Genomic DNA, 20,295 nt, shown 5'->3' with positions numbered 1-20,295 from the left:
GTTCCCACCGCGGAAACCCCCGCACACAAGCCCGGCCCCCAAGAGCCCGAGGCCCCGAACCCGAGCCTCCCGACCCCTAGTCCCATGACCCCTGGGCCGGTGGCAGCGCCGCTATCTCCGCGAAGTCCGCGTCCGTCAGCCGGAGTCCGGCGGCGCCGCAGTTCTCCGTCGCCCACCGCTCCCGCTTGGTCCCCGGCACCGGCACCACATGCCGCCCCTGCCCCAGCAGCCACGCCAGCGCGACCTGCGCCGCCGTGACCGACTCCCCGTGCCGCCGCGCCACCCGGCGCAGCCCAACCACGATCGGCTGGTTCGCCGCCATCATCTCCGCCGTGAAGCGCGGATGTCTGGCCCGTACATCGTCCGGCTCGAAGCCCTGCCCCGGCGTCAGCGTCCCGCTCAGGAAGCCGTTCCCCAGTGGCATCGCGGCCAGGAAACCGACCCCCCGCGAGGCGCACCACGGCACCAGCGCCTCCAGCGCCTCCGGCGACCAGACCGACAGCTCCGCCTGCACACAGCTGACCGGGAAGACCTGCTGCACCCGCTCCAGCTGCCGCACCGTGGCGTCGTGCATCCCGCCCCCGGCCCGCCGCTGTGCCCGCACCCCCAGCGCGCACAGCCCCAGCGCCCGCACCTTTCCGGCCGCGACCAGCTCCGCCATCGCGCCCCAGGTCTCCTCTATCGGCACCTCCGGGTCGGCCCGGTGCAGCTGGTAGAGGTCGATGACGTCGGTCTGGAGCCGGCGCAGCGAGGCGTCGCAGGCCCGCTTCACATAGCCGGGGCGGCCGTTGGCCACGATGTGCGTCTCGCCCACCAGCAGCCCGCACTTGGTGGACACGAAGGCGTCCCGGCGCCGCTCCTTGAGCACCCGCCCCACCAGCCGCTCATTCGTGAACGGCCCGTACATGTCGGCGGTGTCCAGCAGGCTCGCGCCCGCGTCGAGCGCGGCGTGCATGGCGCGCAGCGAGTCCTCACCGCTCCGCTGCGAAGCGGTGTACGCCCAGCTCATGGGCATGCACCCGAGGCCTATCGCGCCCACCTCGAGCGTCGCCGCCCCGATTCTCCTGCGCTCCACCTGGCCAGACCCCTCCCGTTTCCCGCACCAAACTAACGTCTGCGTGCGCCCGGTGATCGCATAGCCTCCAGGCATGAGCGCAGATCACAGCGACAACCCCGACAACCCGGTCCCCGGCAACCCGCTCCCCGGCAACGCGGTGCCCGACGACTCGCGCCCCCTCGCGTGGCTGCCCTACCCCGCGGACGAGATCGACGGGCTGCCCGACGGCCTGGAATACGCCTACTGGGACGGCGAGTCCGACTACCCCACCGACCCCGCCCGCTGCTCGTTCTACTGCCTGCCGTACATGAAGAACAAAGAGGGTGTGCGGCCGCTGCCCGCCATGACCAATCTGAGCGTCGTGCAGACCCTCACCGCCGGCATAGACCATGTGCAGTCGGTCATCGCGGACCTGCCGCCCGGCGTGCGGCTGTGCAATGCGCGCGGGGTGCACGACGCGAGCACCGCGGAGCTGGCCCTGACTCTCATCCTCGCCTCGCTGCGCGGCATCCCCGGCTTTGTGCGCGAGCAGGACGCCGGGCGGTGGAGCCAGGGCTTCCGTCCCGCGCTCGCCGACAAGTCCGTGCTGATCGTCGGCTACGGGTCGATCGGCGCCGCGATCGAGGACCGGCTTGTGCCGTTCGAGTGCGAGCGGGTCCTTCGCGTCGCGCGCTCCCCGCGCACGACCGAGCGCGGTCCGGTGCACCCGATCGACGACTTGCCCCGACTGCTTCCGGACGCCGATGTGGTGGTGCTCGTCACGCCCCTCACCCCTGCCACCCGCGGCCTGGCCGGGGCAGACTTCCTGGCCCGGATGAAGGACGGCGCGCTGCTGGTGAACGTCGCGCGCGGTCCGGTGGTGGACACCGAGGCGCTGCTCGCCGAGTTGGAGAAGGGCCGGCTGCGGGCCGCGCTGGATGTGACCGACCCCGAACCGCTGCCCGCCGGGCATCCGCTGTGGCACGCTCCAGGAGTGCTCATCACCCCGCACGTGGGGGGTCCTTCGTCGGCCTTCCTGCCCCGCGCGAAGCGGCTGCTGCGTGACCAGCTGCGCCGTTTCGCGGCCGGAGAACCGCTGAGTCATATCGTCACAACGACCGGATGAACTGCCCGTGGCACCACATACAGACACGGTATGACTGCACTCCGTATAAACAACGCCGTTGTCGGTTACGGTGTGTAGATGACCTATGTCCCTGAGTGACGGGTCTGGTGTATCGTCCCGAGCGGGGGCTGGCGCCACTGACCGAATGGCGTCAGCGATGGACCGGAACTCAAGGGGGGCGACGGGCGATGCATGGCCGGTGGAGCCAATGGACCGACGACCCGACGCGACTCAGGCGTCGACAGCTAGCTTCCCGCGCCCTCGCGCGGCACTCGAAGGCCGTCCGGTGAGCGCCACCGGAGCGGTGCTCGCCCGGCCGGCGGTGTCCGGCGGCGGGGCGGGGCTGCTGCCTCAGGTCATGCTCGCCCTGGTGTGCGGCGGATACGCGGCGGGCGCCGTGCTCGGCTGGGGCTCGTCCGGACTGGCCGTGTTCATGGGCGACTTCGGGCTCAGCGCCGCCGCCCTGGCCGCCTCCGTCTCCTGCCTGTGGTACGGCCGTACGCGCTCCGGGCGGCTGCGCCCCGCCTGGCTGCTGTTCGCGGCGTCCTCGTTCATGGCCGCGCTGGGCAACGGCGTCTGGGGCTGGTACGAGGTGGTGCTCGGCCGCCCCGTCCCCAGCCCCTCGCCCGCCGACTTCTGCTTCCTGCTCTTCGCCCCGCCCGCGATCGTCGGCATGCTGGTGCTCGCCAAGCGCCCGGTGACCCGCGCCGGCTGGATCTGCCTGGCGCTGGACGCCTGGCTGATCGCCGGTTCGCTGCTGACCCTGTCCTGGAGCCTGGCGCTCGCGCACACCGCCCAGTTCGGCGGGGGCGGCGAGTCCGTGGCGCGCAGGGCCTTCTCGCTCGCCTATCCGCTGCTGGACATCGTGTTGGTCAGCATGGTCGTCGCGGTCCACTTCCGGCGCTCCTCGACCAACCGCTCCGCGATCAACACCGCGATCGCCGCCTTCGCCCTGACCGTGCTGTGCGACGCGCTGTTCACCTCGCCGCTGCTGCGCGAGCACTACCGCTCCGGACAGATCCTTGACGCCGGGTGGTTCGCGGGCTCCATACTGCTCGCGTACGCCCCCTGGGTGGCCCGGCGCGAAGCCGCTCAGGCCCCGCCCACCGCGGTCCGCCGCCCCGCGCGCCCCGCGCAGCCCAGCCGCGCCAGCGCGGGCTCCCTCGCCGCCCTGGCGCCGTATCTCGCCGCCGCCGTCTGCACCCTGGGGATCCTCTACAACGTGATGGACGGCCGGCCGATCGACGGGGTGATGCTCTTCACCGCCTGCGCGGTCGTGCTCGCCCTCGTCGTCCGCCAGGCCATCATGCTGCTCGACAACATCTCGCTCACCCAGGAGCTGGCGGAGAAGGAGAACCACTTCCGCTCCCTGGTGCAGAGCTCCAGCGACGTCATCATGATCGCCGCGCCCACCGGGATCCTGCGCTATGTGAGCCCGGCCGCCACCGGGGTCTACGGGCGCGAAGCCGACGATCTGGTCGGCTCCGAGCTGGCCTCCCTCATCCACCCCGAGGACCTGGGCTCGGTCGTCCATGAGGTCCGGCGCTTCCTGGCCGCCTCGCCGGGGGAGGAGCCCACCACCCGCATCGAGTGCCGCTTCCGCTCCGGCTCCGGCGACTGGCTCAACGTGGAGTCGACGATCAACCGTCACCACGGCGGCCTCATCTTCAACAGCCGGGACGTCACCGAGCGGGTGCGGCTCCAGGCCCAGCTCCAGCACAGCGCCGAGCACGACCCGCTCACCGACCTGCCCAACCGCTCCCTGTTCACCAAGCGGGTCAGCCACGCGCTCGCCGGGCGGCGCCGTACGGACGCGGGCACCGCCGTGCTCTTCATCGACCTCGACGGCTTCAAGGCGGTCAACGACACCGTCGGCCACCAGGCGGGCGACGAACTGCTGGTCCAGGCAGCCCGCCGGCTCCAGGAGTCCGTGCGGTCCGGGTCCGGCGACTGCGCGGCCCGGCTCGGGGGCGACGAGTTCGCCGCGCTGATCCTCGGCGACGGCGACCGGGACACCGACGCCCGCGAGTGCCGCATCCTGGAGATCGCCGACCGGCTGCGCGCCCGGCTCTCCCAGCCCTACCAGGTCGTGGGCGGCACCGAGGTCCGGGTGGCCGCCAGCATCGGCGTCGCCTTCGCCGAGCCCGGCACCAGCCCCGGAGAGCTGATGCGCAACGCCGACCTGGCGATGTACCGCGCCAAGGCCGCGGGCAAGAACCGGGTCGAGCTGTACGCGCCGCAGATGCAGGCCGATGTGACGCGCCGCGCCGAGTTCGCCACCCGGCTGCGGACCGCGCTCAACGACGGCGAGTTCGTGCTGCTGAACCAGCCCGTCGTCGAGCTCGCCGGCGGCCGGATCACCGCCGTCGCCGCCCAGCCCCGCTGGCGCTCCGCCCAGGGCATCCTGTTCACCCCGGCCGAGTTCCTGCGGGTCGCCGACAGCGGGCACGACACCGCGCGCGGCGGCCGCGGCGGCGAGGACGCGGCCCGCACCGCCGAGCTGGCCCGCTGGACGCTGGAGGCGGCCGTCGAGCAGGCCGCGGAGCGCCGCCGTGACGGATTCCCGGTCCCGGTGTGCGTACGGCTCCCGGCGAGCCGCCTGGTGGACAGGTCGATGCCGCCGAAGAGCGTCGAGGCCCTGCTGGCCCGGCACGGCCTGCCCTCCGGCGCGCTGATCCTGGAGCTGACCGACAGCGACCCCCGGGTGCCGCTGGACGAGCTGGAGCACCGGCTGAGCGCGCTGCGGCGGCTGGGGGTGCGCATCGCCCTCGACGGCTTCGGCAGCGGCTATGCCGCGATCCGGGCGCTGCGCAGACTCCCCATCGATGTGCTCAAGCTGGACCGGGGGCTGGTGGAGGGCGTCGTCGAGTCCTCCCGGCTGCACAAGATCACATCAGGGCTGCTGCGGATCGCCGGAGACCTGGGCATGCAGTCCCTCGCGGAGGGGGTCGACCTGCCCGAGCAGATCGTCGCCCTGCGGGCCATGGGGTGCTCCCATGCCCAGGGGGCGGCCTTCTCCGGGCCGCTGGACGAGCACCGGCTGCGCCGCGCCCTGAACCGCGGCTCGTACCCTGTGTCGCGCGCGGACAGCCCCGTGCTGGTCGGCGGCGCGCTGCCGGTGCGGCACCTGGGCCATGTCGCGCTCCATGGGGCCGGGCACCCGGCGGGACACGCCGCCGGGCATGGCGCGGGTCACGGGCCGCGGCGGGCGGAGTCCCACAGCCACCCTCCGTCCCGCTCAAATACTGAGACGCCCGTCCCACCCACTTGACACCCGATATGCGCCGGGGGGAGGGTCGGAGCCATGCGCACCCGAATTCTCGTACTTGGACAGCGCGTCGGCTGAGCAGGGCCACCCCGAAAGCCCTGCGGACCTCTCCGGCGCGCTCCCCTCGCTTGCCTCACGGCACGAGGGGTTTTTTGTTGCACTGGCACAAGTCGTACCGCTCTCCCACTCCCCGCACAGACCCTCATCCGAGAAGAGAATGCCGATGACCGAGCAGGCCACCGGGGCCCACCATCCCCAGCCGCGGCCCCGAAACGGCGGTTCCCACCCCGCCCCCGTCGAGCACGTCACGGGCGCGCAGTCCCTCATCCGCTCGCTCGAAGAGGTCGGTGCCGACACCGTCTTCGGTATCCCCGGCGGCACGATCCTCCCCGCCTACGACCCGATGATGGACTCCACCAAGGTCCGCCATGTGCTCGTCCGTCACGAGCAGGGTGCGGGCCACGCCGCCACCGGCTACGCACAGGCCACCGGCAAGGTCGGCGTCTGTATGGCCACCTCGGGTCCCGGCGCCACCAACCTGGTCACCCCCATCGCCGACGCGCACATGGACTCGGTCCCCATCGTCGCGATCACCGGCCAGGTCGCCTCCAAGGCCATCGGTACGGACGCCTTCCAGGAGGCGGACATCTGCGGCATCACCATGCCGATCACCAAGCACAACTTCCTGGTCACCAAGGCCGAGGACATCCCCCGGGCGATCGCCGAGGCGTTCCACATCGCCTCCACCGGCCGCCCCGGCCCGGTCCTGGTCGACATCCCCAAGGACCTGCTCCAGGCGCAGACCACCTTCTCCTGGCCGCCGCACACCGATCTGCCCGGCTACCGCCCGGTCACCAAGCCGCACGCCAAGCAGATCCGCGAGGCCGCCCGTCTGATCACCCAGGCCGAGCGCCCGGTGCTGTACGTGGGCGGCGGCGTCATCAAGGCCCAGGCCACCGCCGAGCTGAAGGTGCTGGCCGAGCTGACCGGCGCGCCCGTCACCACCACCCTCATGGCGCTGGGCGCCTTCCCCGACACCCACCGCCAGCACCTGGGCATGCCGGGTATGCACGGCACCGTCGCGGCCGTCACCGCCCTCCAGAAGGCCGACCTGCTCATCACCCTGGGCGCGCGCTTCGACGACCGCGTCACCGGCAAGCTCGACACCTTCGCCCCGAACGCCAAGGTGGTCCACGCCGATGTCGACCCGGCCGAGATCGGCAAGAACCGCGCCGCCGACGTGCCGATCGTCGGTGACGCCCGCGAGGTCATCGCGGACCTGGTCGTCGCTGTCCAGGCCGAGCACGACGCGGGCCACACCGGCGACTACTCCGGCTGGTGGGAGGACCTGAACCGGTGGCGGGAGACCTACCCGCTGGGGTACGAGCAGCCCGCCGACGGCAGCCTGTCCCCGCAGCAGGTCATCCAGCGGATCGGCCAGCTGGCGCCGGAGGACACGATCTTCGCCGCGGGCGTCGGCCAGCACCAGATGTGGGCCGCCCACTTCATCGACTACGAGCAGCCGGCGACCTGGCTGAACTCCGGCGGCGCCGGGACCATGGGCTACGCGGTCCCCGCCGCTATGGGCGCCAAGGCCGGCGCCCCGGACCGTACGGTCTGGGCGATCGACGGCGACGGCTGCTTCCAGATGACCAACCAGGAGCTGGTCACCTGCGCGCTGAACAACATCCCGGTCAAGGTCGCGATCATCAACAACGGCGCGCTGGGCATGGTCCGCCAGTGGCAGACGCTGTTCTACAACCAGCGCTACTCCAACACCGTGCTGCACTCGGGCCCGGACGCCCCCGCCCAGACCAGCGCCGGCACCCGCGTCCCCGACTTCGTCAAGCTCGCCGAGGCCATGGGCTGCATCGGGATCCGCTGTGAGGACCCGGCCGACCTCGACGCCGTCATCGAGAAGGCCAACTCGATCAACGACCGGCCGGTGGTCGTGGACTTCATCGTCCACGAGGACGCCATGGTCTGGCCGATGGTCGCGGCCGGCACCTCCAACGACGAGATCCAGGCGGCGCGCGGCGTCCGCCCGGACTTCGGCGACGGCGAAGACGACTGAGGCCAGGACAGCAGAGAGAAGAGAGACTTCAGGCCATGTCCACCAAGCACACGCTCTCCGTCCTGGTGGAGAACACCCCCGGCATCCTGGCCCGGATCGCCGCGCTGTTCTCCCGCCGCGGCTTCAACATCGACTCGCTCGCGGTCGGCGTCACCGAGCACCCCGACATCTCCCGGATCACCATCGTGGTCAATGTCGACGAGCTCCCGCTGGAGCAGGTCACCAAGCAGCTCAACAAGCTGGTCAACGTTCTGAAGATCGTCGAGCTGGAGGGCAGCCAGGCGATCCAGCGGGAACTCGTCCTGGTGAAGGTCCGCGCCGACAACGAGACCCGCTCCCAGATCGTCGAGATCGTCCAGCTGTTCCGCGCCAAGACCGTGGACGTCTCCCCGGAGGCCGTGACCATCGAGGCCACCGGCAGCAGCGACAAGCTCGAGGCCATGTTCAAGATGCTGGAACCGTACGGCATCAAGGAACTGGTCCAGTCCGGCACCATCGCCATAGGGCGCGGCGCCCGCTCCATCACCGACCGGAGCCTGCGCGCGCTCGACCGGACCGCCTGACCTGCGGCGCCGGGCGGCTGATCATGGCCGACCCGGGGCCCGTATGGCGAGACCCCGCAACCTTCATCCGCCCGCCCGTCATACGGTGGGACGCACAACCCGAAAACGCTAGGAGAATCCCGAAGTGGCCGAGCTGTTCTACGACGACGACGCCGACCTGTCCATCATCCAGGGCCGCAAGGTCGCGGTCCTCGGCTACGGCAGCCAGGGCCACGCCCACGCGCTGTCGCTGCGCGACTCGGGCGTCGACGTCCGGGTCGGCCTGCACGAGGGCTCGAAGTCCAAGGCCAAGGCCGAGGAGCAGGGGCTGCGCGTCGTCACCCCGGCCGAGGCCGCCGCCGAGGCCGACGTGATCATGATCCTGGTCCCGGACCCGATCCAGGCCAAGGTCTACGAGGAGTCGGTGAAGGCCAACCTGAAGGACGGCGACGCGCTGTTCTTCGGCCACGGCTTCAACATCCGGTTCGGCTTCATCCAGCCGCCGGCCGGCGTGGACGTCTGCATGGTCGCCCCCAAGGGCCCGGGCCACCTGGTCCGCCGCCAGTACGAGGAGGGCCGCGGCGTGCCGTGTATCGCGGCCGTCGAGCAGGACGCCACCGGCAACGCCTTCGCGCTCGCCCTGTCGTACGCCAAGGGCATCGGCGGCACCCGCGCCGGCGTCATCAAGACCACCTTCACCGAGGAGACCGAGACCGACCTCTTCGGCGAGCAGGCGGTGCTGTGCGGTGGCACCTCCGCGCTGGTCAAGGCCGGATTCGAGACCCTGGTCGAGGCCGGCTACCAGCCGGAGATCGCGTACTTCGAGTGCCTCCACGAGCTGAAGCTGATCGTGGACCTCATGTACGAGGGCGGCCTGGAGAAGATGCGCTGGTCGATCTCCGAGACCGCGGAGTGGGGCGACTACGTCACCGGCCCGCGGATCATCAACGACCAGACCAAGGCCGAGATGAAGAAGGTCCTCGCCGAGATCCAGGACGGCACCTTCGCCAAGAACTGGATGGACGAGTACCACGCGGGTCTGCCGAAGTACAACGAGTACAAGAAGGCCGACGGCGACCACCTGCTGGAGACCACCGGCAAGGAGCTGCGCAAGCTGATGAGCTGGGTCGACGACGAGGCCTGAGTCCTCAGGGACCGGACCCGCGAGCCCGCACCTCGCGGGTCCGGTCCCGGACTTGTCCATCATGCAAGACCACGTGCGGGTGATCCTGCCGCTATGGCGCAAAACGGCCGCGGGGCGCCACTACACTGACGGAACAAGCGCGTCAGGGCTCACAGCGTCGTGCGTCTTTCACGCGGCTGCCCCCCTTCACGCCTGCGGCCGTCGGGACGGCCGTCCGCATAGGACTAGTGAGGACTGAAGACCACGTGAGCACTGCTTCCACGGGTAAACCCGTCGTACTCATCGCCGAAGAGTTGTCGCCCGCCACGGTGGACGCCCTGGGCCCGGACTTCGAGATCCGCAGCTGCAACGGCGGGAACCGGGCCGAGCTGCTGCCCGCCATCGCCGACGTGGACGCGATCCTCGTGCGCAGCGCCACCAAGGTCGACGCCGAGGCCATCGCCGCGGCGAAGAAGCTCAAGGTGGTCGCCCGCGCGGGCGTCGGTCTCGACAATGTGGACGTCTCCGCCGCCACCAAGGCCGGCGTGATGGTCGTCAACGCCCCGACGTCCAACATCGTCACCGCCGCCGAGCTGGCCTGTGGTCTGCTGGTCGCCACCGCCCGCAACATCCCGCAGGCGAACGCGGCGCTGAAGAACGGCGAGTGGAAGCGCAGCAAGTACACCGGCGTGGAGCTGAGCGAGAAGACCCTCGGCGTTGTCGGCCTCGGCCGCATCGGCGTGCTGGTCGCCCAGCGGATGTCCGCCTTCGGCATGAAGATCGTCGCGTACGACCCCTACGTCCAGCCCGCGCGCGCCGCCCAGATGGGCGTCAAGCTGCTGACGATGGACGAGCTGCTCGAGGTCTCCGACTTCATCACGGTCCACCTCCCCAAGACCCCCGAGACCGTCGGCCTGATCGGCGAAGAGGCGCTCCACAAGGTCAAGCCCGAGGTCCGGATCGTCAACGCCGCGCGCGGCGGGATCGTCGACGAGGAGGCGCTGGCGGCGGCCCTCAAGGAGGGCCGGGTCGCGGCCGCCGGCCTGGACGTCTTCTCCAAGGAGCCGTGCACGGACTCCCCGCTCTTCGAGTTCGACAACGTGGTCGTCACCCCGCACCTGGGCGCCTCCACCGGCGAGGCCCAGGAGAAGGCGGGCATCGCGGTCGCCCGCTCGGTGCGCCTGGCGCTTGCGGGTGAGCTGGTCCCGGACGCGGTGAACGTCCAGGGCGGCGTCATCGCCGAGGAGGTGCGCCCCGGGCTGCCGCTGGCCGAGAAGCTCGGGCGGATCTTCACCGCGCTCGCGGGCGAGGTCGCGGTCCGGCTGGACGTCGAGGTGTACGGCGAGATCACCCAGCACGACGTCAAGGTGCTCGAGCTCTCCGCGCTCAAGGGCGTGTTCGAGGACATCGTCGACGAGACCGTGTCGTATGTGAACGCCCCGCTGTTCGCGCAGGAGCGCGGCGTCGAGGTGCGTCTGACCACCAGCTCGGAGTCCTCGGAGCACCGCAATGTGGTGACCGTCCGCGGCACCCTCTCCGGGGGCGACGAGGTCTCGATCTCCGGCACCCTGGCCGGCCCCAAGCACCAGCAGAAGATCGTCGCGGTCGGCGAGTACGACGTCGACCTGGCGCTCGCCGACCACATGGCCTTCCTGCGCTACACCGACCGCCCGGGCGTGGTCGGCACGCTCGGCCGGATCCTCGGCGAGGCGGGCATCAACATCGCCGGTATGCAGGTCTCGCGTTCGGCGGCGGGCGGCGCGGCGCTGGTGGCGCTGACCGTGGACGACACGATCCCGCAGACGGTCCTCACCGAGATCGCCGAGGAGATCGGCGCCACGTCGGCCCGTTCGGTCAACCTGGTCGACTGAGCGAGACCGTAGGACGGTCCCCGACCGTACAGAGCAGCACAGGGCCCGGCCCCCGCTTCGGCGGGGGCCGGGCTTTGTCGTGCCCGGGGGCCGCGGGGGCGTCCGCGGGGGCGTCCGTGGGTGTGTTCGGGACTCGCCGGAGTTTTTCATCATGTGTTGAATGGCGTGCGCTCAGCGGCTACGCTAAAACAGCTAAGTGGAGAAAAAGTCTCCACCTAGCTCGCCATGTGCGCTGCCCGTGGGAGGTCCGCCGTGTCCACCACCCCCGACGCCGACGCGGCCGAGGCCCCCGAAGTGCCCGGCGCCGCCGACCGGTCCGGGCCGCCCCGGATGCGGGCCGACGCCCGCCGTAACCGCGAGCAGATCCTGTGCGCCGCCCGCTCGGTCTTCGCAGAACAGGGCCCCGACGCACCCCTCGACGAGATCGCGCGCCGGGCCGGCGTGGGCATCGCGACGCTCTACCGGCGGTTTCCCGAGCGCGCCGATCTGATCCGCGCGGTGGCGATAGACGTGTTCACCGCGCTGGTCGAGACCGCGCACCGGGCGGCCGAGGAGGCGTCCGACCCGCTGGACGCGCTGCGCCGCTTCATGCACGCGGCCCTCGATCTCAAGATCGGCTCGGTGGTGCCCTCGCTCCTCGGCCGGGTCACGGTCGACGAGCTCGTGGACGCCGTCAGCCAGGACGCCGCCGACCCCGTGGACGAGCTGCTCCGGCAGGCCCGCGAGGCCGGGCTGGTCCGCTCCGACGTCGTCTTCGGCGACATAACCCTGCTGCTCATCCGGCTGGCCCGCCCGCTGCCGGGCGGCCTCATCCCGGATGACGAGGCGCTCGCGCACCGCCATCTGGACGTATATCTCGACGGCCTGCGCCCCGCCGGCAGCCCCCGGCCCAACACCCCGCTGTCCGGTCCGGCACTGGACTCCGCCGCGTTCAAGCGGCTCAGAGGACAGGTGATGGGCGGCGGGTCGGACTGACCCGTCCAGTCGCTTCCGGAGGACCCCCCTGCCCGGGCAAACCCTGCCGGGGAAGCCTCTCTAAGCCCGAAATCTCCATATTCGCCCCAGAAAGGCACCGCTATGGCCCAGCCCCTCGACACGCAGCCCGCGGTCAACCCCCGGCGCTGGCTGGCACTGCTCTTCATCGGCCTGGCCCAGCTGATGATCGTCCTCGATATCACCGTCGTGAACATCGCCCTGCCCTCGGCCCAGCAGGACCTCGGGATCTCCGACGGCGACCGGCAGTGGGTGGTCACCGCCTACACCCTGGCGTTCGGCAGCCTGCTGCTCCTCGGCGGACGGATCGCCGACTACACCGGCCGCCGGCGCACCTTCCTCATCGGTCTGATCGGCTTCGCCGCGGCCTCCGCCCTCGGCGGCGCGGCCTCCGGGTTCGGGATGCTCCTCGCCGCCCGCGCGCTCCAGGGTGTGTTCGCCGCCCTGCTCGCCCCCACGGTGCTGTCCCTGATCTCGGTGAACTTCACCGAACCGCGCGAGCGCGCCAAGGCCTTCGGCGCCTTCGGCGCCATCGCGGCGGGTGGCGGCGCGATCGGGCTGGTGCTCGGCGGGCTGCTGACCGAGTATCTGAACTGGCGCTGGTGCCTGTATGTGAACGTGCCCGTCGCCGCCGTCGCCGTCTTCAGCTGGTACGTCCTGCCCGCCGACGAGCCCGCCAAGGGCGAGCGCGCCCGCTTCGACGTGCCCGGCGTGCTGCTGGCCGTGTCCGGTCTTGTCGCGCTGGTGTACGGGTGCAGCGAGGCGGAGTCCGAGGGCTGGGGCTCGCTGACCGTGACCGGGCTGCTCACCCTGGGGGTGGTCCTGCTGACGGCGTTCGTCCTGACCGAGCGCGTCGTCCCGCACCCGCTGCTGCCCCTGCGGGTGATCACGGACCGTACGCGCGGCAGCGCCTATCTCGCGGTCGGGATGGCGGTCGTCGGCATGTTCGCGATGTTCCTCTTCCTCACGTACTACATGCAGCGCGTCAAGGGCTACTCGGCGCTGGTCAGCGGCGTGGCCTTTCTGCCGATGACCGCGGCCGTGCTGGTCTCGGCCGCCGGCGTCGGGTCCCGGCTGCTCCCCAAGGTGGCGCCCCGCGTCCTCATGGTCCCGGGCATGCTCATCGCCGCCCTCGGCGTCGCGCTGCTGGTCCCCCTGGAGCCCGGCAGCTCGTACGCGGCGGGCATCCTGCCCGCCGAACTTCTCGTCGGCTTCGGCATGGGCCTGACGATGGCGCCGTCGATGAACTACTCCACCCACGGCGTCCAGCCCCAGGACGCGGGCATCGCCTCCGCCACCGTCAACACCGCCCAGCAGATCGGCGGCTCGATCGGCACGGCGATGCTCAACACGATCGCCACCAGCGCCACCGACGACTACCTGGCCCCGGCGGTCCGCGCCGGTGAGGTCAGCCCGCAGATGGCCAAGGAAGGCCTGGTCGAGGGGTTCTCCCAGGCCTTCGTCTGGTCCTCGGTCATCCTCGCGGTATCGGCGGTCGTGGTGGGCCTGCTGATGAACACCCCGCGGCCGAGCCGTCAGCCCGACGCGGAGCAGGTGGCGCCGCTCCCGGCGCACCTGGGATAGCCCCGTCCGGGGTGGAGAGATCCGCGCCGGGGCCGCCCCTACCCCCGTCAGGGGCGGCTCCGGCGTCTTCGGATCCCATGAGCACGCGATAGGCGTCCCGCCAGACGCGGGCCTCGTCGAACGCGGGGGACATCCAGGTCGTCACCCTGGTCTCGCCGCGCGTACGGTACTTGCGCATGATCGCGACGTGGTCCGGCAGACCCACGAATCCGTACAGGGCCTGATCGCCGGTCCACACGGACACCGCGCCGCAGCGCCGGGCCCGCGGCGCCGTCCACAGCCACAGGCCGACCGCCCCGTCGAGCGCGGGCCAGCCGCGCCGCAGCCGGACGGCCGCGCGGGCGATGCCGGGCAGGTCCAGCCGTCTGGCGAAGGTGAAGTCGGTGACGCTGACCAGCACCGGACCGTCCGTGCCCGCCTCCGGCCCGGGGCGCCAGCCGGTTCTCAGCATGGCCCGCCCGCCCCGCGCGGGGTACGGCCGAGCAGGCCGAGCAGCCGGTGGGGCGGCGGTGCGCCGTCCGGGTGCGGGAGGCGCCGGTCGAAGGCGGCGCCGGGGCCGCGGCCCTCCTCCGGCACCCTCTCGGCGATCCGCAGCGCGGCGGCGGTCAGCTCCTCATCGGGCTCCCACGGGGCGCCGATCGTCACCGCGACATCCCAGGCGTGGACGACGCAGTCGAGGAAGTGGAAGCCGATCGCGACCCGACCGGGGAAGCCCCCGCCCTCCCGCACCTCCGGCAGGGCGAACGGCCGGTCGAGCACGCCGTCTTCCGCGAACGCCTCGCCGACCAGCGCAGCCGACGCCTCGAACGCGGCGCGAGGGTCGCCGCCGAGGTCGCCCTCGCGCCAGGCGGAGAGCGTTCCGCCCGCGCCGCGCGCCGCGGCGGCGAAACCCTCGTTCTGGCTGACGAGATGGCGGATCAGGCCGTGCAGGGTCCAGTCCGGGCACGGCGTCGGGAGCGGCAGCTGATCGTCTTTCATCCTGCCCACGACCTCGCCCAGGAGCGTCAGCGCGCGGCGGTCGAGCTCTTGGACGTCCGCCTTTTGAATTTCCATGGCCCGAGCCTAAAAATGGCAGTGGACCAACACCAGGTCCAATAAACCCTCATACGATTGAGCCAATATGGAGGTCCACATCAGCCTGGACGGGCAGCGCGACCTGTCCGGCCAGATCTATCGACAGGTCCGTGCCGCCATCCTCGACGGGCGGCTGCGACCGGGCGACGCCCTGCCGCCCACCCGGGAGATGGCCCGGCGTCTCGCGGTGGCCCGCAACACGGTCGGCGTCGCCTACGACCGCCTGGCGAGCGAGGGCTATCTGGAGAGCCGGGTCGGCGCGGGGACGTTCGTACGGGCGGTCGGCCGGACGTCGGGCGCCGCGAGCACCCCGTCGGTCCTGCGGCCGCGCCCCGTCTGGGACGTGGTGTCGCTATGGCGGGCCCGGGCCGACGACGAGCCGGCCTCCGTCGCGTACGACCTGCGCGTGGGGCTGCCGGACGCCCGGCTGTTCCCGTATCAGACCTGGCGGCGGCTGGTGGCCCGCGAGCTGCGCCCGTCGGCCTCGGTCGCGCGGGGCCTCGGACATCCGGCGGGCCACGGCGGGCTGCGTGCGGCGATCGCCCGCCACATCGGCCTCTCCCGGGCGGTGCGGGCGTCCGCCGACGATGTGGTGGTGACCAACGGCATCCAGCAGGCCCTCGACCTGATCTGCCGGGTGATGGTCGGGCCGGGCGACGGCGTCGCGGTCGAGGACCCCGGCTATCCGCCGGCCCGGATGCTCTTCCGCTCGCTGGGCGCCACGGTCGTGGAGGTCCCGGTGGACGCCGAGGGGCTGTGCGTCGACGCCCTGCCGGACGGGGTGCGCGTGGTCTATGTGACGCCCTCCCACCAGTTCCCGCTGGGCATGCCGATGTCGCTGCGGCGCCGGATGGCGCTCGTCGAGTGGGCCGAGCGACACGGCGCGGTCGTGATCGAGGACGACTACGACAGCGAGTTCCGGTTCGGCGGGCGGCCGATCGACCCGTTGCAGAGCGTCGACCGGGCCGGACATGTGATCTACGTGGGCTCCTTCTCGAAGGTCATGCTGCCCTCGCTGAGGCTCGGCTTCCTGATCGCGCCGGCCCCGCTGCGGGACGCGCTGCGCGCGGCGAAGTACGTCACCGACTGGAGCACCTCCCTGCCCACTCAGGCGGCGCTGGCCCGGTTCATCGACGACGGCCTGCTGGCCCGCCACATCCGCCGGATGCGGCAGGAGTACGCGGCGCGGCACCAGCGGATCACGACCGCGCTCGCCCAGGACTTCCCGGATCGGCTCGACGTCGTCCCGTCCTCGGCCGGTCTGCATGTCACCGCCTACGCCACGGGCGACCTCGCCGAACTGGTGGGCCGGGCCCGCGCCTCGGGGGTGGCGGTCCACACCCTGTCCGAGGTCGCCATGAGCCCTTCCGTACGCCCGGGTCTCGTCTTCGGCTACGGCGCGATCGCAGCGCCGGACATCGGTCCGGCGCTGCGGCGGCTTTTGTCTGATCGGTCGGGCGTCTGATCGGTCGGGCGTCTGATCGGTCAGGCGTCTGATCAGTCGGCGGCGGGGATGTCGAGGGCCGTTCCGTACAGGCGGGACACCCGGATCCTGATCACCACGCGCCGGTCCGCCACCACCTGCTCCAGGAAGGCCGCCTCGTCCCGCGGGTCGTCGAAGCCGGGCGTCAGGGAGAGCAGTTCCCGCCCGATCGCGTCGCCGGGCACGGTCGTCACCTCGGAGATCTCCGCGTCGCCCTCGGCGACGGCGAACGACCAGACATCCGGGCCCACGTGCAGGGCGGCATGCGGGTCGCGGCGCAGCTGACGCACCTTGAGGCGGTCGGCGGTGGTGGAGATCCGGATCACCCGCTCCTCGGGGCTCCAGCGGTAGACCACGGTCGACAGGTGGGGGTGGCCGCTGCGCTTGACCGTGGCGAGCACCGCGAACTGCCCCTCCCGCAGCACCCGGGACAACTCCTCGTCCGTGAGCGGCCGGGGCGCGGGTCCGGAACCCGGCTTGTGCTCTTCCTCGTTCGCCGGGCTGGTGTTCTCGACCACGTTCGTGTTCATGGGGCCGGGCCTTTCGGTGGCGGTGGCGGTGGGGGAGGGGGAGGGGGTCAGGCGACGGGGGCGGGGTCGGCGGCCGGGTCGGCGGCCTCCTCGGTCACCGCGGTGGGCCGCGGCCGGGGCTGGGCGAGCACGGTGAACGCGACGACGAAGGCGGCGACGAGCAGCCCGGCGCCGACGGTGAAGGCCAGCCGGTAGCCGCCGGTCAGCGCCTCGGCCCGGCTCCGGCCCTGGGCCAGCAGGCTGTCGCTGCGGGACGCCGCCAGGGTGGACAGGACCGCGACGCCCAGGCTCATCCCGATCTGCTGGGTGGTGTTGAACAGCCCGGAGGCGAGACCGGCGTCGTCCTCCTTCGCGCCGGACATGCCGAGGGTGGTCAGCGCCGGGAGCGCGAGGCCGAAGCCGGCGGCGAGCAGCATCACGGGAAGGAGGTCGGTGACGTAGTCCGCGTGCACGGGGACGCGGGTGAGCAGCCCGAGGACCCCGATCAGGAGCACGATCCCCGCCAGCAGCACCTTGCGCTCGCCGAAGCGGGCGTTGAGCCGGGCGGAGACGCCCAGGGAGACGGCGCCGATGACGGCGGCGGCCGGGAGCATGGCCAGGCCGGTCTCGGCGGCGCCGTACTCCAGCACCCGCTGGAGATAGAGGGCGACCAGGATCTGGAAGGAGAACAGGGCGGCCACCATCAGGACCTGGATGACATTGGCCCCCGCGACGCTGCGCGACCGGAGGATCCGCAGCGGCATGAGCGGGGTGCGGGCGGTGGCCTGGCGGGCGACGAACCCGGCGAGCAGCAGCAGCGAGAGGGCTCCCAAGCCGAGGGTGTGCGCCGAAGTCCAGCCATGTTCCTCGACCTTGACCACGGTGTAGATGCCCAGCATCAGCCCCGCCGTGACGAGGAGGGCGCCGATGACATCGGCTCCGGCGCGCAGGCCGAGCCCGCGGTCGGCGGGCAGGACCGGGACGGCGATCGCGAGGGCCACCAGCCCGATCGGCAGGTTGATGAGGAAGATCCAGTGCCAGTTGAGCGCGTCGGTGAGGACCCCGCCGAGCACCTGGCCGATCGAGGCGCCGGCCGCTCCGGTGAAGCTGAACACGGCGATCGCCTTGGCGCGCTCCCTGGGCTCGGTGAACAGCGTGACCAGGATGCCCAGGCTGACCGCGGAGGACATCGCGCTGCCGACCCCCTGGAGGAACCGGGCGGCGATCAGTATCGCGGGGGTGGTGGCGGCCGCCGCCAGCAGGGAGGCCGCGGTGAAGACCCCGACGCCGGCCAGGAACATGCGCTTACGGCCGATCAGGTCGCCGAGCCGTCCCGCGAGCAGGAGCAGGCTGCCGAACGCGATCAGGTAGGCGTTGACGACCCAGCTCAGACCGACGGGGGAGAAGCCCAGGTCGTCCTGGATGGCCGGCATCGCCACGGTCACGATGGAGCCGTCGAGGACGACCATCAGCATCCCCGTCGCGATCACGCCGAGGGCCAGCCAGCGCGAGCGGGAAATGGCGGGAGGGGAAGCGGAACCAGCAGACATAACGTCTCTCCTGTCGATGCCGTCGCGTGATGGCGACAGGAGAGACCGTAGCAGATAGTTCTGTTGCAGACGATCTATTTCGGTTCTATGTGTGTCACTGGCGTGCCCGCCGCGCGGGCCGGGGGCTCTCCGCCGGGGTGGCCAGATGCCCTTCGGTCAGCTGGTTCAGGGCCTGGAGCAGGGCGGTCCGGGTGGCCTCGGGGAGCGCCCTCAGGGCATCCCCGTGCACCTGGTCGACGAGCTTCTGGCTTCGCTCGGCGATCCGGGCGCCCTCCTCGGTGACGGCGATGATCCGGGCCCGCCGGTCCTGGCTGGAGGGGCGGCGCTCGGCGAGGCCGGCCGCCTCCAGGGCATCCACCGTCACCACCATCGTGGTCTTGTCCATGTCTCCGAGCTCGGCGAGCTGGGCCTGGGTGCGCTCCTCCTCCAGGGCGTGGACCAGCACACAGTGCATGCGCGCCGTCAGCCCGATCTCGGCGAGCGCCGCGGCCATCCGGGTGCGCAGGACATGGCTGGTGTGGTCCAGCAGGTACGACAGGTCGGGTTCGGTGCGTGAGGGTGCCATGGCGGTCATGTCTGCCAGGGTAGCAATCTCGATCCGTGGCGGATTATCCCGAAGAGGACTTTTCGTGGGCCGGGTACGGCGCTACGGCCTTCCTGGGGCCCGCCTCGCGGAGCACCGTACGCTTGACGGCCGCCGCCGAGCGCTGCGGCCGGTAGCGGTAGACGTCGGCGGGGGACCAGCCGACGTCCGTGGTGAAGGTGCGGGTCGCCCACTCGGGGGGCCGGGTGCCCGACGCCTCCGCGTCCGCACGCGCCCTGGCGGCCGCGGTCTCGAACTTCCGCCGGGCGACGGCGTCGATGTCGAGCGGGCGGCCGCGGTACCAGGACCCGGTGTCATGGAACTGGTGGCCGTGGAAGTTGGCCAGCACGATGTCCGGGGAGGCGCCGGGGCCGGAGTGGTCGAAGGCGTTGTACTCGGAGACGAGCCTGGATTCGAGCCCCATGCCGAGGAAGTACGCGCTGCCTCCGAGCCGTTCGCCCCGCATCGGGTAGTCGGGATCGACGGTGGAGCCGCGGAAGTAGTTGTTGTACGTGTGGACCTGGCCGAAGCGGACGCGCGGGGAGCGCTGGGCGGTGTCGGCGAAGAGGTTGTGGTGGAAGGTGATCCGCAGATGGCCGCGGTCGCGGTCGCCCTTGCCGTCGCCCGAGCCGATGAGGACGGTCTTCTCGTGGTCGGTGAAGCGGCTGTAGGAGACGGTGACGAAGTCGGTGGCGTCCTCCATGTCGAGCAGCCCGTCATGGCGCTCGACGGGCTTGCCGTGGAAGCCGGCCGGGGCCTGGCTGTTGGGGTAGCGGCCGTCACCGAAGGCGCAGTGGTCGATCCAGAGGTTGCGGCCGGTGACCACCGACATGGCGTCGAAGCGCGCGTTCCAGGCGCCTTGGTCGCCGTCGCCGGGATCCCAGCTGGGGAAGTGGTCGATGGGCGCCTCGAAGCGGAGATCGCGGACGATGATGTTCTGGCCGGTGTTGACGGTGAGGTCGACGCCGAGGAGGGCCGCGTCGTCGCCCGCGCCGAGGATCGTGGTGTTGCTGGGGACGGTCAGCTGGATCTGCTGCTTCTGGGCGTTCGAGCCGGTGATCCGCAGCGTACGCATCCGCTTGCACCACTCGTAGCGGTCGTCGCTCCAGGATGTGCCGTCGGGGCCGAAGCAGTCCATGTACCGGCGCAGGTCCCAGCCGGGGGCGTAGTCCTGTTCGCCGAGGAGGCGGCCGTCGTCGGTCTGGTTGCCGTGGACGGTGCCGCGAATGGTGATGACCTTGGGTGCGGTGGGGTCGCCGTGGTTGGCCAGGGCGGCCTTGAGCTCGGCCCGGTTGTGCACCGTATGCCTGCTGTCGGGCGCGGCGCCCGCGCCCCCGGTGGTGCCCGGGCCCGCCGTGGCCCAGCCGGTGGGCCGGTCGTGAGGCAGGCCCCGCTGCGCGGCGGCGGCCCCGCCGGGTGCGGCCAGAAGCCCGCACACCAGCGAGGCCGCCAGGGCGTACGACGTACGTCCGAGCACGG

At 71.7% G+C, this 20,295-nt stretch carries 15 protein-coding genes; 9 read left to right on the top strand and 6 right to left on the bottom strand.

All coding sequences use genetic code 11. The features are described from left to right. Nucleotides 1-76 precede the first annotated feature (76 nt). Complete coding sequence (locus ABTY62_RS12505) at nucleotides 77-1,075, bottom strand: aldo/keto reductase (RefSeq protein WP_352129393.1); 999 nt, start codon at nucleotides 1,073-1,075, stop codon at nucleotides 77-79. A 73-nt stretch (nucleotides 1,076-1,148) separates the two neighbouring features. Here ABTY62_RS12505 and ABTY62_RS12500 point away from each other — a divergent pair, with 73 nt between their 5' ends. From ABTY62_RS12500 to ABTY62_RS12465, 8 genes are all read left to right on the top strand, one after another. Continuing rightward, on the top strand, nucleotides 1,149-2,162 hold the full coding sequence (locus ABTY62_RS12500) for a 2-hydroxyacid dehydrogenase (RefSeq protein ID WP_352129392.1): 1,014 nt from the start codon (nucleotides 1,149-1,151) through the stop codon (nucleotides 2,160-2,162). Nucleotides 2,163-2,448: 286 nt separating this feature from the next. Further along, nucleotides 2,449-5,433, top strand: coding sequence for a putative bifunctional diguanylate cyclase/phosphodiesterase (locus ABTY62_RS12495; protein WP_352129391.1), 2,985 nt, complete (start codon nucleotides 2,449-2,451; stop codon nucleotides 5,431-5,433). Nucleotides 5,434-5,647: 214 nt separating this feature from the next. After that, nucleotides 5,648-7,504 (top strand): acetolactate synthase large subunit, encoded by a 1,857-nt coding sequence (locus ABTY62_RS12490; RefSeq protein WP_352129390.1) that lies wholly within the window; start codon nucleotides 5,648-5,650, stop codon nucleotides 7,502-7,504. Nucleotides 7,505-7,539: 35 nt separating this feature from the next. Beyond that, nucleotides 7,540-8,067: an acetolactate synthase small subunit gene (ilvN, locus tag ABTY62_RS12485; RefSeq protein WP_311730729.1), complete on the top strand. Its 528-nt coding sequence runs from the start codon at nucleotides 7,540-7,542 to the stop codon at nucleotides 8,065-8,067. A gap of 124 nt (nucleotides 8,068-8,191) precedes the next feature. Continuing rightward, on the top strand, nucleotides 8,192-9,190 hold the full coding sequence (gene ilvC / locus ABTY62_RS12480; protein ID WP_352129389.1) for a ketol-acid reductoisomerase: 999 nt from the start codon (nucleotides 8,192-8,194) through the stop codon (nucleotides 9,188-9,190). Between the two features lie 245 nt (nucleotides 9,191-9,435). Continuing rightward, a complete protein-coding gene (gene serA, locus ABTY62_RS12475) occupies nucleotides 9,436-11,040 on the top strand; it encodes a phosphoglycerate dehydrogenase (protein ID WP_352129388.1) in 1,605 nt (534 codons plus the stop codon). 252 nt (nucleotides 11,041-11,292) lie between these two features. Next, on the top strand, nucleotides 11,293-12,015 hold the full coding sequence (locus ABTY62_RS12470) for a TetR/AcrR family transcriptional regulator (RefSeq protein ID WP_352129387.1): 723 nt from the start codon (nucleotides 11,293-11,295) through the stop codon (nucleotides 12,013-12,015). A gap of 102 nt (nucleotides 12,016-12,117) precedes the next feature. Continuing rightward, nucleotides 12,118-13,617: an MFS transporter gene (locus tag ABTY62_RS12465; protein WP_352129386.1), complete on the top strand. Its 1,500-nt coding sequence runs from the start codon at nucleotides 12,118-12,120 to the stop codon at nucleotides 13,615-13,617. A 444-nt stretch (nucleotides 13,618-14,061) separates the two neighbouring features. Here ABTY62_RS12465 and ABTY62_RS12460 read toward each other — a convergent pair whose 3' ends face one another. Beyond that, nucleotides 14,062-14,670: a TIGR03086 family metal-binding protein gene (locus tag ABTY62_RS12460; RefSeq protein WP_352129385.1), complete on the bottom strand. Its 609-nt coding sequence runs from the start codon at nucleotides 14,668-14,670 to the stop codon at nucleotides 14,062-14,064. A gap of 67 nt (nucleotides 14,671-14,737) precedes the next feature. Between ABTY62_RS12460 and pdxR the strand changes: the two genes are divergently transcribed. Beyond that, nucleotides 14,738-16,156 carry a MocR-like pyridoxine biosynthesis transcription factor PdxR gene (gene pdxR / locus ABTY62_RS12455; protein ID WP_352129384.1) on the top strand — a complete coding sequence of 473 codons (1,419 nt, stop codon included), beginning with the start codon at nucleotides 14,738-14,740 and terminating at the stop codon, nucleotides 16,154-16,156. A 32-nt stretch (nucleotides 16,157-16,188) separates the two neighbouring features. Here pdxR and ABTY62_RS12450 read toward each other — a convergent pair whose 3' ends face one another. The 4 genes from ABTY62_RS12450 to ABTY62_RS12435 all read right to left on the bottom strand — a co-directional run bounded on the left by ABTY62_RS12450 (nucleotide 16,189) and on the right by ABTY62_RS12435 (nucleotide 20,293). Beyond that, nucleotides 16,189-16,704, bottom strand: coding sequence for a TIGR03618 family F420-dependent PPOX class oxidoreductase (locus ABTY62_RS12450; RefSeq protein WP_352129383.1), 516 nt, complete (start codon nucleotides 16,702-16,704; stop codon nucleotides 16,189-16,191). 47 nt (nucleotides 16,705-16,751) lie between these two features. Continuing rightward, the gene (locus tag ABTY62_RS12445; protein ID WP_352129382.1) at nucleotides 16,752-18,233 is read right to left on the bottom strand and encodes an MFS transporter; all 1,482 of its coding nucleotides are present in this window, start codon (nucleotides 18,231-18,233) and stop codon (nucleotides 16,752-16,754) included. Between the two features lie 94 nt (nucleotides 18,234-18,327). Beyond that, nucleotides 18,328-18,807, bottom strand: a complete 480-nt coding sequence (locus ABTY62_RS12440) for a MarR family winged helix-turn-helix transcriptional regulator (RefSeq protein WP_352129381.1) — start codon at nucleotides 18,805-18,807, stop codon at nucleotides 18,328-18,330. Between the two features lie 34 nt (nucleotides 18,808-18,841). Then, on the bottom strand, nucleotides 18,842-20,293 hold the full coding sequence (locus ABTY62_RS12435) for a pectate lyase family protein (protein ID WP_352129380.1): 1,452 nt from the start codon (nucleotides 20,291-20,293) through the stop codon (nucleotides 18,842-18,844). Nucleotides 20,294-20,295 lie beyond the last annotated feature (2 nt).

Origin of the sequence: Streptomyces sp. NPDC097640, assembly GCF_040302705.1 — a bacterium.
GTDB lineage: Bacteria > Actinomycetota > Actinomycetes > Streptomycetales > Streptomycetaceae > Streptomyces.
This window is presented reverse-complemented; position numbering and strand designations above follow the sequence as displayed.

Excerpts from the sequence above, each read along its gene's own strand:
- ABTY62_RS12500 (WP_352129392.1), top strand. The coding sequence starts at position 1,149 with ATGAGCGCAGATCACAGCGACAACCCCGACAACCCGGTCCCCGGCAAC.
- ABTY62_RS12490 (WP_352129390.1), top strand. The coding sequence starts at position 5,648 with ATGCCGATGACCGAGCAGGCCACCGGGGCCCACCATCCCCAGCCGCGG.
- ilvN (WP_311730729.1), top strand. The coding sequence starts at position 7,540 with ATGTCCACCAAGCACACGCTCTCCGTCCTGGTGGAGAACACCCCCGGC.
- ABTY62_RS12465 (WP_352129386.1), top strand. The coding sequence starts at position 12,118 with ATGGCCCAGCCCCTCGACACGCAGCCCGCGGTCAACCCCCGGCGCTGG.
- ABTY62_RS12460 (WP_352129385.1), bottom strand. The coding sequence starts at position 14,670 with ATGGAAATTCAAAAGGCGGACGTCCAAGAGCTCGACCGCCGCGCGCTG.
- pdxR (WP_352129384.1), top strand. The coding sequence starts at position 14,738 with ATGGAGGTCCACATCAGCCTGGACGGGCAGCGCGACCTGTCCGGCCAG.
- ABTY62_RS12450 (WP_352129383.1), bottom strand. The coding sequence starts at position 16,704 with ATGAACACGAACGTGGTCGAGAACACCAGCCCGGCGAACGAGGAAGAG.
- ABTY62_RS12445 (WP_352129382.1), bottom strand. The coding sequence starts at position 18,233 with ATGTCTGCTGGTTCCGCTTCCCCTCCCGCCATTTCCCGCTCGCGCTGG.
- ABTY62_RS12440 (WP_352129381.1), bottom strand. The coding sequence starts at position 18,807 with ATGACCGCCATGGCACCCTCACGCACCGAACCCGACCTGTCGTACCTG.